The organism is Butyricicoccus pullicaecorum (assembly GCF_002160355.1).
Classification (GTDB): domain Bacteria; phylum Bacillota; class Clostridia; order Oscillospirales; family Butyricicoccaceae; genus Butyricicoccus; species Butyricicoccus pullicaecorum.
Map to the genome: position 1 here is coordinate 64,645 of NZ_NFKK01000005.1, position 14,813 is coordinate 79,457.

General features: G+C 50.0%; 14 protein-coding genes. 6 read left to right on the forward strand and 8 right to left on the reverse strand.

Annotated features, from left to right (window positions below; all coding sequences use genetic code 11):
• Positions 1-232 precede the first annotated feature (232 nt).
• The 8 genes from B5F17_RS06070 to iolG all read right to left on the reverse strand — a co-directional run bounded on the left by B5F17_RS06070 (position 233) and on the right by iolG (position 7,615).
• A complete protein-coding gene (locus B5F17_RS06070; protein ID WP_162608099.1) occupies positions 233-619 on the reverse strand; it encodes a HipA domain-containing protein in 387 nt (128 codons plus the stop codon).
• A gap of 284 nt (positions 620-903) precedes the next feature.
• On the reverse strand, positions 904-1,053 hold the full coding sequence (locus B5F17_RS14815; RefSeq protein WP_162608100.1) for a hypothetical protein: 150 nt from the start codon (positions 1,051-1,053) through the stop codon (positions 904-906).
• Between the two features lie 482 nt (positions 1,054-1,535).
• Complete coding sequence (locus B5F17_RS06075; protein ID WP_087371895.1) at positions 1,536-2,552, reverse strand: Gfo/Idh/MocA family oxidoreductase; 1,017 nt, start codon at positions 2,550-2,552, stop codon at positions 1,536-1,538.
• Positions 2,553-2,609: 57 nt separating this feature from the next.
• On the reverse strand, positions 2,610-3,509 hold the full coding sequence (gene iolE, locus B5F17_RS06080) for a myo-inosose-2 dehydratase (protein WP_087371897.1): 900 nt from the start codon (positions 3,507-3,509) through the stop codon (positions 2,610-2,612).
• 236 nt (positions 3,510-3,745) lie between these two features.
• Positions 3,746-4,576, reverse strand: a complete 831-nt coding sequence (locus B5F17_RS06085; protein ID WP_242968709.1) for a sugar phosphate isomerase/epimerase family protein — start codon at positions 4,574-4,576, stop codon at positions 3,746-3,748.
• A gap of 13 nt (positions 4,577-4,589) precedes the next feature.
• A complete protein-coding gene (locus tag B5F17_RS06090; protein ID WP_242968710.1) occupies positions 4,590-5,990 on the reverse strand; it encodes an MFS transporter in 1,401 nt (466 codons plus the stop codon).
• Complete coding sequence (locus B5F17_RS06095) at positions 5,987-6,592, reverse strand: cytidylate kinase-like family protein (protein WP_087371900.1); 606 nt, start codon at positions 6,590-6,592, stop codon at positions 5,987-5,989. Before B5F17_RS06095 ends, B5F17_RS06090 begins: the two co-directional genes overlap by 4 nt.
• A gap of 6 nt (positions 6,593-6,598) precedes the next feature.
• Positions 6,599-7,615 (reverse strand): inositol 2-dehydrogenase, encoded by a 1,017-nt coding sequence (iolG, locus tag B5F17_RS06100; RefSeq protein ID WP_087371902.1) that lies wholly within the window; start codon positions 7,613-7,615, stop codon positions 6,599-6,601.
• A 316-nt stretch (positions 7,616-7,931) separates the two neighbouring features.
• Between iolG and B5F17_RS06105 the strand changes: the two genes are divergently transcribed.
• The 6 genes from B5F17_RS06105 to B5F17_RS06130 all read left to right on the forward strand — a co-directional run bounded on the left by B5F17_RS06105 (position 7,932) and on the right by B5F17_RS06130 (position 14,798).
• Entirely contained in the window at positions 7,932-8,804 is an 873-nt protein-coding gene (locus B5F17_RS06105) for a helix-turn-helix transcriptional regulator (RefSeq protein ID WP_087371905.1), read from the forward strand.
• 56 nt (positions 8,805-8,860) lie between these two features.
• A complete protein-coding gene (locus B5F17_RS06110) occupies positions 8,861-9,790 on the forward strand; it encodes a helix-turn-helix transcriptional regulator (RefSeq protein WP_087371907.1) in 930 nt (309 codons plus the stop codon).
• A gap of 238 nt (positions 9,791-10,028) precedes the next feature.
• Positions 10,029-10,292 (forward strand): hypothetical protein, encoded by a 264-nt coding sequence (locus tag B5F17_RS06115; protein WP_143287692.1) that lies wholly within the window; start codon positions 10,029-10,031, stop codon positions 10,290-10,292.
• Between the two features lie 344 nt (positions 10,293-10,636).
• Entirely contained in the window at positions 10,637-12,589 is a 1,953-nt protein-coding gene (gene iolD / locus B5F17_RS06120; protein WP_087371912.1) for a 3D-(3,5/4)-trihydroxycyclohexane-1,2-dione acylhydrolase (decyclizing), read from the forward strand.
• 276 nt (positions 12,590-12,865) lie between these two features.
• A complete protein-coding gene (locus tag B5F17_RS06125; RefSeq protein WP_087371915.1) occupies positions 12,866-13,657 on the forward strand; it encodes a 5-deoxy-glucuronate isomerase in 792 nt (263 codons plus the stop codon).
• 19 nt (positions 13,658-13,676) lie between these two features.
• Positions 13,677-14,798, forward strand: a complete 1,122-nt coding sequence (locus B5F17_RS06130; RefSeq protein ID WP_087371918.1) for a 4-hydroxybutyrate dehydrogenase — start codon at positions 13,677-13,679, stop codon at positions 14,796-14,798.
• Positions 14,799-14,813 lie beyond the last annotated feature (15 nt).

Genomic DNA, 14,813 nt, shown 5'->3' on the forward strand with positions numbered 1-14,813 from the left:
CTATTGTGAGAATTCCTGTTGCATAAAACTGGGATTTAAGTAAGAAACGTTTAATGCGTAGACTGTCGGTACAATTTTAGTGGTAATCGGTGAAATTATTGACTTATTGGAAGAAGATGATGATTAAAAGAACAGGGAGGACATTTTGTCCCCCTGAAAAATAGAGATTCATTTTTGTATGCAATATAGCAGGTTAGAGCTTTAACAATTTCCATTGTCTATTAAGTTATATCTATGACACGATCGCGTAGCACAGCATGATAGAGTGCAGGGCAGTGATCAGTGCGTTTGTTTCAATATCAAAGGTATAAGCCTCTGGATCGAGCAGAAATCCAGCACCGTGATCGAACAAGGGGCAATAGCGGTAGCCTGTCGGCGTATATAGGACGGCAATATTATTGAGGTGCCTGTCATCATTCAGGATGAGTGCATCGTACTCAAATAATAGCGTCAAATATGCTCCAAACCGTGTAAGACCGGTGATCTGCTCCACTTGTTCCACCAATGTCTGCATGCGCAGTGGGATAGATGACCGGCTGTGAAAGATACGCTGATAGTCTGCGCCGAGTTCGGCTTTGAGTAAGTGGAAAAGCGTAACGATTTCCTCACTAGGATGCAAAAAATTTGGACTGACACAAGCGATTTGCACTCGGCCATGTACTCGTACTTTTTCAATTTGGTAGGGGACTGCGGAAAATCCCAGATCGGATACTGCGTATGAAATCTTCAGGGATCTTTGTATTGCGCTTGCGAATAGTAATGGTATCGTTTCCGAAGGTGAGTTCCAGTTTGGGGGAGTCTGGTGAGCGTGCTATCACCTGTGCAAATATAAAGAAAAAGATGAATGAGACAGAAGAGAAAATAGCTGACTGATCGGTTTCGACCGACTGCATTTCTTCTAGATCAAGTCGGGTATGTTTCGGATTTTCGGGCATTGATTTTTACAATCATACGGTTGTGCATATCCTCGCTGATGATATTGTGCTCGTAAAGATAGTCGTTGAAGTAGCAAAGCCAGATGTTTTCAGCCGTCCGTTTTAGTTCCTGATTCATAGCAGATTCCTCCTGTATCGGTGTCTGCTGCTATAGTATTTATGTGAAATTGTTTGAAAATCACATGTACAGCATTATCATTTTGTCCGATTATTGGTGGGAAAATACTATGAATCAGTCCAGCCAAATCGATTCGGATTGTTCGAGTGCATCCAGCAGATCAGGCAGACTGGGTAAAGAAGAACGTGCATATTGTTCTACAATAGAATTTTTGTATATGGATATAAATGCCTTGGTACAGCACAAAAAAGAAGCCTGGCCAACATAAAATGCGGTCGGACTTTTCGTGGTTTTACTGATATGTTATTTCCTATCAAGTACATCAAATCCTAATGTAGAAAAGAACTAGGGGTTAAGGTTTTATGCCTACGAATTATAGAATGCTTCAACAAAAGGACGAAGCATGTGAGCTTCGTCCTTTTATCGCTTGGGCATATCAAAGTATTGTAAGAGGATGCGGATGATTTTGAGACGGCAGGGAATTATTCTAACGGAAGCAGTTCGTTTTTCAGGAAAGATTCCTTGCAGCGAAACGCGATCTTAGTAGACTGGGTACCGTCGATGACACCCGGGGTTGCCTTACGGCCGTTTGCTACACAGTCGCAGAACTCTTCGATTTCAGTGATGTAAGCATCATGCCAGCGGGTGATGAAGTCCTGATAGCATTCGCGGCATACACCGTGCTCGCTCATGACCTCAACCAGAGAGTCGGTCGGCACGGAGGCAATGCGCAGCGTACCGCGGGTGCCGACGATCTCGGTCTCTACGTGCGAGCCATGCGCTGCTGCGCGGCCAGCGAAGAAAAATGCCATTGCGTCGTTTTCCATCTGCATCAGACCAGAGACGTTGTCACCGTCATCCCAATCCTTGTACTGCTTGAACTCGTAGCAGCCGCCGATTGCCCACAGCTTTTTCGGCTCAGAGCCGGTCAGCCAGCGGATCAGGTCAAAATCATGGATGGACATATCGATAAACTGACCGCCGGAACGAGGTGCGTATTCCAGTGTGCCCTCGATGATGGAGATCGGGTCCTGCGAGTAGCAGCGTACGAGGATTACCTTGCCGATGTCGCCGTTTTCCATCTTCTTTTTGGCCACCTGATAGGAATGATCGTAGCGGCGCATGAAGCCCAGCATAAAGATGAGATCCGGATGCGCAGCGATGATCTTTTCTGCTTCTTTGCACTTCTCGACCGTGTCGGCCAGCGGCTTTTCGCAGAATACGTGCTTACCGGCATCCATGGCGAGCTTAATCATCTCTACATGGGATGCGGTATTGGTGATGATTGCGACGGCTTCGACGTTGGGGTCCTCGCACAGTGCCTTGGGGTCATTGTATACGGCAGTGACGCCCAGCTCTGCGGCTACTTGCTTCGCGCGGTCGAAGTTTGCATCTGCGATCGCAACCAGCTCCGAACCGGGCACGCGGTTTGCGATGTTGCAGGCATGCTCATAACCCAGACGACCAACACCAATGATACCGATTTTCAGCTTTTTCATAGGAATTCGCTCCTTTATTTCAAAATTTAAATGTTCTGTTTGAGTCGGGCAGTCGCATCAAAGCCCGGTGTGCTCCTTGACGTATGCGCGTGCCATGCGTGCATATTCCAGCGGGTTGGCCTTGGCCGGGTCCTGTTCTGCTTCCACGACGAGCCAGCCTTCGTAGTTGTATTCGTCAAGCAGCTTGAATACGGTGGGGAAATCCACACAGCCTTCCGGATCACCCGGTACGGTGAAAACGCCTTCAGGGATGGAACGCAGGAAGCTTTTTCCTTCTGCGTAACACTTGTCCATGGCAGCCTTACGTACATTTTTGAGGTGGACATGGCCGATGCGGTCATGATGCTTTTTGAGGATTTCGATCGGATCTTCGCCGGAGAAAGTCAGATGACCGGTATCGTAGATCATGCTGACATACTTCGGATCGGTCATGGACAGCATGCGGTCGATCTCCGCAGTGGTCTGCACGGTCGTTGTCATGTGATGATGATAGACGATCTTCATGCCGCTGTCATAGGCGATCTTGCCGAGGTGATTGAGGCCCTTGGTGAGTACCTCCCACTCATCGTCGTTGAGCACCTTCTTGTTGGCAAGCGGGGTGTTCCACTGGTGCTGGATGGAGAAGGACTGGTCCGAGGTGTTGATGACCGTTGCACCGATGGCCTTGAGAAAATTCATGTGGTCAATGAAAGCGCGTTCGTTCCACCAGAGCGGCTGCTCGTTTAGATATGTACTGATCCAGGCAGTGATGGCAGAAATACCGCGGCGGCCAAATTCCTTGTTCAGGATGGCGGGATCGCGCGGATACTGGCAGCCGATCTCGGTACCGACATAGCCGGTCAATGCGATTTCACTGATGGTTTGCAGAAAGCTGTTCTCCGCGCCCATTTCGGGCATATCGTCCTCGGTCCATGCAATCGGGGCGATACCGATTTTGACTTTATTCGGATCTAACATGGGATTCCTTCCTTTCGTTTGATGTGTGGTGGGCTTGCTTACTGGTTATAGTGTAACAGTCTGTATGTGCTTTTTCTTTTAACTTCTTGGGTTTGTTAAAATAGCATGCATAAGAGATAAAATGGAGAAAAACGCTCAATAATTGGCAGAATCAATACCAAACAGAGCCTTGGAAACAGTGCGCCGCATTGCAGACGGCGCACTGAAAAAACGATGTTTTTTTGAAAATCCTGCTGTTAGAGGAAGGGACGGGTGGTTTCCGCACCCATACGGATAACATCTTCCGCCTCCATTGCCCAGTATTCCGGTCGGAACAGTTCGAGGCAGGCAGGACCGTCATAGCCGACCGACTGAACCGCTTGTGCGACCTCCTTGACCGGGATTGCGCCCAGACCGGGCATCAGACGATGGCAATGGTCGAGAATGCCGAGAGGAAGATCCTCGCAGTCGTTGATATGGAATACAAACAGCTTATCCTTGGGTACCTTACGGATGAAATCCACGTCCGCGCATTTGTCATGCAGATAGACGTTGATGCAGTCGATCGTCAGGCCGACACTGTCGCGGTTGACCGCCTGTACGATCTCAAGCGCCTGACGCACGCTGTTGCAGCACCATTTACGGTCGCCGATTGGCTCAAAAGACAGTTTAACGCCGTAGGGCTCCGCAATATCGGCAAGCTGATTGAGTACCTTAACGGAGTCCTCGAATACCTCCTGCTCGTTTTTCGTACAGATTTCTGCCGTAACGGTGGGCACGACAATGATGTACGGATTACCGATCTGCTGTGCGATCTCACAGCCGAAGGTGAACAGTTCGACAAGTTCTTTCCACGCTTCGGGGGTACAGAAGTTGATGTTTTCGATGGAGTTGAAAGCATAGGGCTTCAGATGACTCTTGGAGAAAAATGCCTTCAAATCATCCACGGTATGCGTTTTGAGATATTCTTTCAGCATATCAAGACGCAGCTCGATATAGTCGTAGCCGAATTTTTCACACAACTCGAGGTCTTTTTCCACAGTGGAATTTTCTTTGCAGGTGGCCTCGTTATAACCGAGTTTCAGCATAGCGCACACTCCTTTACATATCGCCGCGCGCTTCGCGCTCGGCCAGTTCTTTCATGATAGTGGGATAAATCTTGTCCAGTCGATACAGAACCAATACCACAATAGCGACAACCCAGACCAGAATGGGACCCCAATAGAAGATAGCAGCAATCATTTCTTTTGCAGATTCTGGCTGTACGGCACCGCCCGTGGTCGAGCTGAGGAAGCCTGCTCCTTCGAGCAGCATGGTCATAATGGCACTGGTGACACCGGTGCCAACCTTGAAGCCGAGCGAACCAGCGCCAAAAATCAGACTTTCCTGGCGAATATGGGACTTCCATTGGCCATACTCCACCACATCACCCATCATGCCGAACACAACCGAGGTCAGCGGCGCCTGACCCAGTGAGCGAATGATGGTCATGGTCAGAATCCAGCTGAAGCTAGTAGGATGGAGCATAATGAGCGCTTGCGCCGCGACCACGATCACACAGCCCAGCAGCGAGAGGTCTCGTTTGTTGAATCGGCGCAGAAGAAGGGGACAGGCCAACGCACCGACGATGAGCGCAACGATCTCAGCCGTGTAAATAAAGCTGTACAGTTCGTCGTTGCCCAGTACATATTTACAGTAGTAGGGAAGATCGGTGCCGATAATGGTGGTATGGATACAGGTGACCGCCCACAAGATAAGTGTCGCCCAGAAATACGGGTTGGACAGCAGGGCTTTCAGACTGCGTCCGGCAGTCACTTTGGGCTGCGCTTGCTGCTGCGCCTCGAAATGCACGGTTTCCTTGCAGTTGGCAAAACAGATGATCAGCAGACAGACTGCAATGACACACCAGATGCTCATGACCTTGATCCATGCCGCCTGATCGTCGCCGAATAGCTTGACGATCGGCAGGGTGAAGGTGACGGCAATGATTTTGCCAAAGGGGGACAGCGCCATACGGATGACCGACAGCATGTCCCGTTCATGGGACGAGCGGGTCATCAGCGTGGAGAGCGTACCATACGGTACATTGATGGCGGTATAGCAAACGGTCGTACACAGGTTATAGGTGATGAATATGTACCAGAACTGCACGGTTTCGTTGGACTGCGGGATGCAGAACATTGAAATCGTACAAAGGGCATAGGGTACGGCCATCCATAATACCCAGGGACGGGCTTTGCCCCATTTGGATCTGGTCTTATTGACGATCACGCCCATAATGACATCAGAAGTGCCGTCGAATACGCGGGAAATCAGCATCGCGAGGCCGACAACGGCGACAGATACGCCGGCATAATCGGTATAGAACAATGTCAGCACGGCGGTGGTGATGCCCATGACAACGTTACATGCGGTGTCGCCTAAGCCGTAGGATATACGCGTGCCCCAAGTGATCGGTGCGGAGACTTCCTGTAAGGTCGCCTTTTCACATTCATGACTCACATCTGCTCCTCCTCTGTGCCTTTCGGCTGTGTCAGCGTGACAAATTGCTCGAGCAGATCGACCGTGCGCGGGCCCAGCGTACCGCTGTCCACACTTAGGTGATAGTTCGACGCCTTGCCCCACTCCTGTCCGGTATGATATTTGTAATATGCCGCACGGCGGCGGTCCATCTTGAGCACCTCGCGTGCCGGGTCATCGGTTTTACGATACCGGCCATTTGCCTGCTGCATATGTGCCAGGCGCTGTTTGAACCCGGCATAGATGAAAAAACTGTAACGTCGCGGATGATTCTGCAGCACAAAGTCCGCACATCGGCCAACAATGACACAGGGTTGTCGAGCCAGTTCGACAATGGTGCGCGATTGCAGCAAAAACAGACGGTCGTCAGCATCCGGTTCCGGGCCAAATCCGAACCATCGGGGCAGCCTGGATTGTTCTTCCATCTCGCTCAGACGCACGGCATCGATCGCGTGTTTTTCGGCAGTGAGCTCGACAATCTCGCGGTCATAAAATGGAATTCCCAGCCGCTCAGCCAGGCGCTTGCCGATATCATGACCACCGCTGCCATATTCTCGGCTGATGGTGATAACAAAATCTCTCATAGGGGATCACCCAATCTCACTGAGTGCTACAGGACGGCCTTCTCGCAGAGATTTGGCAGCAGCCAGCGCAATCTTGACGGGTGCCAGACCGTCAAAGCCGGTGACCGGGGTGTCTGTATCCTGCAGAACTGCCTGCGTGAACGCTTTGGCCTCGGCGATAAATGCGTTATTGTAGCGCTCCAGGAAAAACCAAGTGGGTTTTGCGATTTCGACTCCGTCAGCGGTTGAAATCATGGACATATCATTGAGATCATTTGCGACCTGTACGCAGCCCTTGTCACAGTGTACCTCGGTGCGCTGGTCATAGCCATAGTGTGCGGCACGGCTGTTATCGATCACGCCCAGTGCGCCGTTTTCAAACTTCATCATCACAATGGCGGTATCTACGTCATCATATCGATCATATCCCGCACCCGACAGCGCTGCACCATATGCCATGACCTCGATGACTTCACTGCCTGCCAGATAGCGCACCATATCAAAATCATGGATGGTCATATCCATGAAAATGCCGCCGGATACCTCAATGTAAGACATGGGCTGATGATCGGGGTCGCGGGAAGTGACCTTGATCAGGTGCGGCATACCCAGACGGCCAGAGGCTACGGTATCACGTACTTTCTTGTGGTTGTGATCGAAGCGGCGGACAAAACCAACCTGCAGCTTAACCCCGGCTTTTTCAACCGCCAGCAGTGCCTGCTCGATTTTCTTCAGATCGGTGTCGATGGGCTTTTCGCAGAAGATATGCTTGCCAGCCTGCGCTGCACGCATGATGAATTCGGCGTGGGTATTGGTGGAGGAGCAGATAAAGACCGCATCAATGGTCGGATCACCAAAGATGTACTCCGGGTCATCATAGCAGTGGGCGATACCCATGTTGGCAGCCCATGCTCGGGTGTCATCGTTCATGAACGGATCGGCAACGGCATAGAGCTCGGCTTCGGGAACGGCATGTGCCAGATTTTCCCCATGTAGCTTACCGATGCGGCCGGCGCCTAACAGACCAATACGTACCTTTTTCATTTTTGTGCACTCTCCTTTTTTGATATCAGTAGATGTTTCTTATGGATGCAGCAAAAAGCAGGATTTTCAAAGCGTATCGCCGTGAATTGTGTTATAATAAAACAAAATAATAGCGATATAAAAGATGATAAATTTTCAATATTTGTCGTGTTTCCTGCGATTTCTCTGCTGTTCTTGTGATTTATTATAGGGGAAAATGTGCGGAAAGCGTTAGCGTGTTCTTGTGGAAAAAACATACGGCAGAGCCGCAAAAAAGTCGAAACGAGAAAATAAAATTGTGAAATCTTGTGATTGTTGAGGGGAGTGAAATAAAGCAGTGGAATATCTTCCTGAATTTGTGAATTGTGTATTGATTGACCGCATCAGCAATAACAGACAGTCACATTTGCCGCATGTCCATGACAATATGCTGGAGTTATTTTATGTGTGTGACGGTGAAGGACAGTATATGGTCGATAATCGACTGTATCCTATCCGAAAAGGGGACATCGTGATCTGTAACGCAGGCGTACTGCATGGAGAGGAGCCAGCCCTGGTACGACAGATTTATTCATACAGCGTCGCACTGAGCGGGGTACAGCTGGATGAGCTGCCGCTGAACTGCCTGATTGATTCGCATACTTGCCCGGTGATCTCCTGTGGACAATTGGCTGAACAGGTGGAGCAGATCATGCGGCTGCTGTATCTGCTGTCAGCCGATATCGTACATTTGAGGATGGTGTGCAACAGTCTGGCATACTCTATGGTGCTGCTTACACAAGCATTAGTCGGTAGCCGAGCCAGACAGCAGACAGCAGCTCAGGTGGAAACCCCATCTGTTTTGGCACATCGGGTGCGACAATATTTGGATGCGCATTACTCTGAAAATCTAACGCTGCACATGGTGGCAGACCGATTGCACATGAATGAGTATTATTTGGCGCACATTTTCAGTGGGGAATTTGGCACGCCTCCCATGCAGTATGTCATCAAACGCCGCATCGGAGAAGCACAGGATCTGTTGATCCACGAAACGCTGCCGATTGCCGAAGTGGCGGAGCGGCTGGGGTATACCAGCGTTTGCCATTTCAATACGATGTTTAAAAAATATGTGGGAGTGTCGCCCGGGCAATACCGTCGCTCGTTCCAGAAAGAGGAAGAAAAAACGGCTGCGGATGACAAACAGAATCGAGACGACAAAAAGATATAGTCAGCGTCCTGTGAAAGAAGTACGCTGCGATGTAGAAAAAATAAAGGAGGACCGGCATGGCACAGCAGCATTCTCTTAATGTACAGTGCTTTGTAAAAAAAGACTTTCAATCTATTTTTGTCGGGGAGAATGATCCCCGCCTGCTTTATGTCAGTGAGATTCGGCCGGATGCCAGTGCGCATCCAAGAGTCATGCACGCGCATGAGGATTTTGTTGAGATCATTTTAATTTGCAGCGGTTCCAGTGAATATTTGATTCATGACAAAAAACACTATATTCAGCCAGGCGATTTATTGGTTTACAATGCCGGCGTGGTGCATGATGAAATATCGGGACCAGATATGGAGATCGGCAGCTATTGTGTAGCCATCGGCGGACTGCATATGCCCGGCCTCAAGCCCAATATGCTGCTGCCGGACAATGCCGGCTATGTCTTTTCAAGCGGCAAGAGCTTTGACGATCTGCGAATTTTATTTGAGATGATGTTCCGCAATCTCTCTCTCGGGGAACCACGTGCTGAAGCATTTTGCAATAGCCTTATGCATGCACTGTTGGTTAAGGTGTTGACGGTAACAGATGGAGGAGAGGCTACCGCGGAAAAACCGGTAGAGGAACCGCACATTCTGGGACGGCGTATCAAGGAGTACATCGATCGGCATTATATGGAGCCCATTACACTGCAAAGCATGGGAGAGGCACTGCATATCAGTCCCTATTACTTATCGCATGTCTTTAAGGAGATGAGCGGTTATTCACCGGTGCAGTATCTGCTGCGCCGCCGGATTGGAGAGGCGCAGACGCTGCTGATTACGACCGATTTATCCATTACACGGATCGCTGAAATGGTGGGTTATGATACGCAGAGCTATTTTAATCTGCAATTCACCAAAAATGTCGGCATGCCGCCCAATAAATATCGGCAAAATTATATTGTTGCGCAAAAGGAACAAACTGAGAGCAGCAATAAGAAACGAAAAAAGAAATAAAAAATGCGCTGTGCAAATTTGTACAGCGCATTTTTTTGCAATATGCAGCGCTCCGATACATTGAGATACCGGAGCGCTTCATAAAAAGAAAAGAGAGTAAGAAAGAGTAAGAAGAAGTCAGCGGTAGTCGTAATCGAACGAATCCGAAAACGTGGTGTATGTGATGTCACGGGTCAGGTACATGCTGGTACCGATAATAACCAGAGCGAGTGCTGCAAATAACATAATGATTCCTCCTTTGAAGCTGTTTCAGAATGGGTGGATAAAATGTTGCCGCCTGAGTCAGGTTTGTTTTGTTGTATATAGCATAGCATTTTGGCTGGTGTATTTCTTTCAGCTTTATGTGGTTTTCGGCAGTATGGCAAGTATTTCAAAAGTCTGGGACGAAAATGAAGGGCACGGAGAAAAGCAGCAGCAATATTCTGTAAAAATGCTTGTGATGATTGTGTGCGTCACTGTGTGCGGCGGCATAGGAAAGACCGCTATTTTATTAAAATATTGAGGTTGCACCTGTTTTTCGGGAAAAATGTGAAGATATGAGTTGGAAAAATGCCTGATAGACATCGGAAATTGCCGGAGAAAGCGAGATATTCAAAAAACAGTCGCGGCAATGGTGAAAACTGTGACGCCGTACAACTGTGTGAAATGGACATTTGCAGATGGAAAAGAGGAAAAAAACCTTTTCTGTATGCGGAAAATTGCATAAAAAAGATCAAAAGTATGAAAGTGTGCATCAAACCAAGATGTTAGAAGAAATTCGATGACCGGAATGCTAAACTAAAACCATCAAAAATGAGGGTCGTCAAAACGACCATGTGAGACAAATTGATTTGAGGAGGAAGCATTATGAGCAAAACAAGAATGACGGTCGGTCAGGCTATCGTCAAATTTCTCAATCAGCAATACATCGAAATGGATGGTAAGGTAGAGCCGTTCGTTGACGGTATTTTCACCATTTTCGGTCACGGTATGGTAGTCGGCTTGGGGCAGGCGCTTGAGGAAGATCCCGGTCATCTGCGGGTTTACCAGGGCCGCAACGAGCAGGGCATGGCACACGCTGCAATTTCTTATGCTAAGCAGCATAACCGCCGCAAGATCATCGCCTGCTCGTCCTCGATTGGTGTAGGCGCGGCTAACATGGTGACTGCGGCGCTGACAGCAACCATCAATAACATCCCGCTTTTGCTGTTCCCGTCCGATTCCTTTGCAACCCGTCAGCCGGATCCGGTACTCCAGCAGCTTGAAGTACCGACCGATCTCTCCGTGACCGCTTCCGATTGCTTTAAGCCGGTTGCCAAGTATTGGGATCGTGTCACCCGTCCCGAGCAGCTGATGAGCGCGATGATCAATGCATTCCGCGTACTGACCGATACGGCAAATTGCGGTACTGCTGTCATCTCCATGCCGCAGGACGTGCAGGGCGAGAGCTTTGATTTCCCGGATTACTTTTTCCAGAAGCGCGTACATCATATTGCCCGCCGTGTCGCCGATGACTATGAGATTCAGCAGGCGGTCGAATTGATTCGAGCATCCAAGAAGCCGATGTTCATTTCGGGCGGCGGCGTGCGCTATTCCGAAGCCGGTCAAACGGTCATGGAGTTCTGTAAAGCGTTCAATATTCCGGTATCCCAGACGCAGGCTGGTCACTCCGCTCTGCCGGATTCCTTTGAGCTGTCGGTTGGTGGTATTGGCGTGACCGGCGGCCTGGCTGCCAATGCGCTGTGCAAGGATTGTGATTTGGTGATTGGCGTCGGCACACGTTTTAACGATTTTGTCACCGGCTCCAAGTGGGTATTGTTCCGCAACCCAGACATTAAGGTGCTGGCAATCAATACTTCCGAGTTCCATGCAGAAAAGCTGGACGCGACCCGCTGTGTCGGCGATGCCAAGGTAACGCTGGAAGCGATCATGGCCAAGCTGAAGGAAGCAAATTACAAGACTGCGTATACCGATGAGATCGCCAAGATTCGTAAGGTATGGGAAGAAGAGAGACTGCGTGTACTGGGCGTGCAGTACCATGGCGAAGGCTTTGGCGAAGGTAAATTTGTTCCGTGCGTACCCAGTTGGACCGAGAAGATCATGAACGATTTCATCAACGATATCGGCGGCACGATCACCGAATCCAATGCAGTCGGTATTCTGCGCGAGGAGATTGACGACGATGCGATCGTAGTTGCTGCGGCAGGTTCGCTGCCCGCAGATCTGGAACGCCTGTGGGTGACCGACGCCAAGGATTCCTACAACATGGAATATGGTGCGTCCTGCATGGGTTATGAGATCGCTGGTGCGCTCGGCTCTAAGCTGGCCGAGCCGGACAAGGAAGTCTATGCTCTGGTCGGTGACGGTTCGTTTATGATGCTCAACTCTGAGATCCCGACTGCCATTCAGGAAAATGCCAAGATTACCGTCGTGGTCTTTGACAACGCTGCATTCGGCTGCATCAATAATCTGCAAATGGGCAACGGAATTGGTTCGCTGGCCACCGAGATGCGTCACCGCAATGAGCAGACCGGCAAGCTTGACGGTACATACTGCTATACGGACTTCGGCAAGGTGGGTGAGGGCTATGGCATGAAGGCGTTCTATGCCAAGACTCCTGACGAGTTCCGTGCAGCTGTCCGCGCGGCCAAGCAGGAAACGTGCTCGTGCATTATCGATGCTAAGGTTCTGCCCAAGACTATGGCCGAGGGCTATGAATCCTGGTGGCATATCGGCGTTGCGTCTACCTCCAAGTCCCCGGCTGTCCAGCAGGCTCGTGGTCGTATTGACGAGCACCTGAAACAGGCAAGAATGTACTGAGTCATACACCTAAATGTTCATATCTCCTTTTATCTTCACCTTACCTCATTGCATTCTCGCATATTTACTTTCTCACGCGCCGTCCATTGTGCAGCGCACTCATGTATTGGTGCGCTGCGTATGGCCGGCTGAAACGATTGAAGATACAAGGAAGTGTGATTCGTACACTTTACATAGATTCATAAATTCTTCGTCACCCGTTGGAAGATATAGCCGCCCGTTTTTTGAGCGGGCGGCTACTTTTACACAAAAATCAGATAAAAAGGAGCATTTTCCATGAAATATACCAGTAAAGGACCGTTTGAAAAGGGTTATAACAAAATGATTTCCGCCGTGGAAAATCCCGAGATGATGGGGATGGAATTTGGCGTAGTCAAAATGGCGGCTGGCGACGTTCTGCATTTTGATTATGCACAGGAGGTCGTATATGATCTGCTTTCCGGCAAAGTGACATTTGCGTGGGATGGTGAAAGAGAGACCGTGGAGCGCACAGATTGTTTCCACGAGGGCGCAATCCTGCTGCACGTGCCGCAGAACACGAAGGTGACCATTTCCGCAGAGCTGGATACGGAGATTGCTGTCGTGCGCACCGAGAACAAGCGCAGTTTTGCAGCCCGCCTGATGCGTCCGGAGGATTGCCTGTGCGCGAATGAGGAGCGCGGCGCCGGCCAGATGAACGAATGCTCTACTCGTCTGGTACGCACCTTCTTTGATCGCTCTAACTGCCCGGAAACCAATTTCTTTATCGGAGAGGTTGTTCATTTTCCTGGAAAATGGTCCTCTTATCCGCCGCATCAGCATGTCGAGCCCGAAATGTATTACTATAAGTTCCTGCCGGAAAATGGTTATGGCCTTGCGGAGTACGGCGATGACGCGTATAAGGTGAAAAACAACGATTTGACTGGCATGCCGTGCAATGTGACCCATTCGCAGGCAGCTGCACCTGGCTATGCGGAGTATTATCTGTGGTGCATCCGCTTGCAGGACGATAAAAATATCGTGACCACTACGGTTAAGGAATACGAGTGGGTAACGGCACCGGACGCAAAGTATTTTCCGGATATCTGAGGAAAAGGAGGCAAATCAAATGAAAGCCTTTCGAATTATGCCTGCTGTTGCGGAATACGCGGATTTTGGTGCGATGGCGCGGGAACTGGGCCTCGGCGCACGAGATCTGATTTTGACCAACGAGTATATCTATCATCCAACAATCGCGGCGCTCAAACTTGGCTGCCAGACCTGTTTTCAAGAAAAGTACGGCGCGGGTGAGCCGACCGATGTGATGGTGGATGCGATTTTGGATGATCTGCGTGATAAGGCGTATGATCGCATCATTGCGGTAGGTGGAGGTACGGTCATTGATATTGCGAAAGTGTTGACCGTAGCGCGTCCAGAAGATCGCGTAGATAATCTGTATGACCGTATGGCAGACCTGAAAAAGGAGCATCCCCTCATCATCGTGCCCACGACTTGCGGCACGGGCAGTGAGGTGACGAATATTTCCATCATCAACCGCACGACCAAGGGCATCAAGGTGGGTCTGGTATCTCCGGCGATGTTTGCAGATGAGGCGGCACTGGTGCCTGCGCTGCTGCAAAGCCTGCCGTATCCTGTGTTTGCGACCTCTTCCATCGACGCAATGGTGCATGCGGTGGAAAGCTACCTTAGTCCGAATGCCTGTGCGCTCAGCGAGCTGTTTTCGGAAAAGGCGCTGCAGCTGATCCTGCGTGGTTGGAAGCGAGCCGTTGCATCCGGCAGTCAGGATGGCTGGAAGCAGTACGCGCTGGAATTTCTGCGTGCATCCAATTTTGCAGGCATCGCATTTGGACACGCGGGCTGCGCCGCAGTACACGCGATGGCCTATCCGCTCGGCGGCGTACATCATATCCCGCATGGCCAGGCAAACCAGCTCATGTTTGCCGATGTGATGCGCAAATATCAGGAGAAGAAGCCGATCGGCAAGCTCAACCAGCTGGAGGAGATTCTGTCGAAGGAGTTGGAAGTCGAACCCGTATTTGCACTGGAAAAACTGTATGCGCTGATGGATGAGGTGCTGAAAAAAGCGCCGCTGCATGAGCATGGCGTCACTGCAGAGGAACTTCCGGATTTTGCACGCAATGTTATTGAGACACAGCAGCGTCTGTTGGGCAATAACTATGTGGAGCTGACCGAAGACGATATCCTTTCGATCTACCGCGCAGCGTTTTAAGCGGGAGGGACAGAA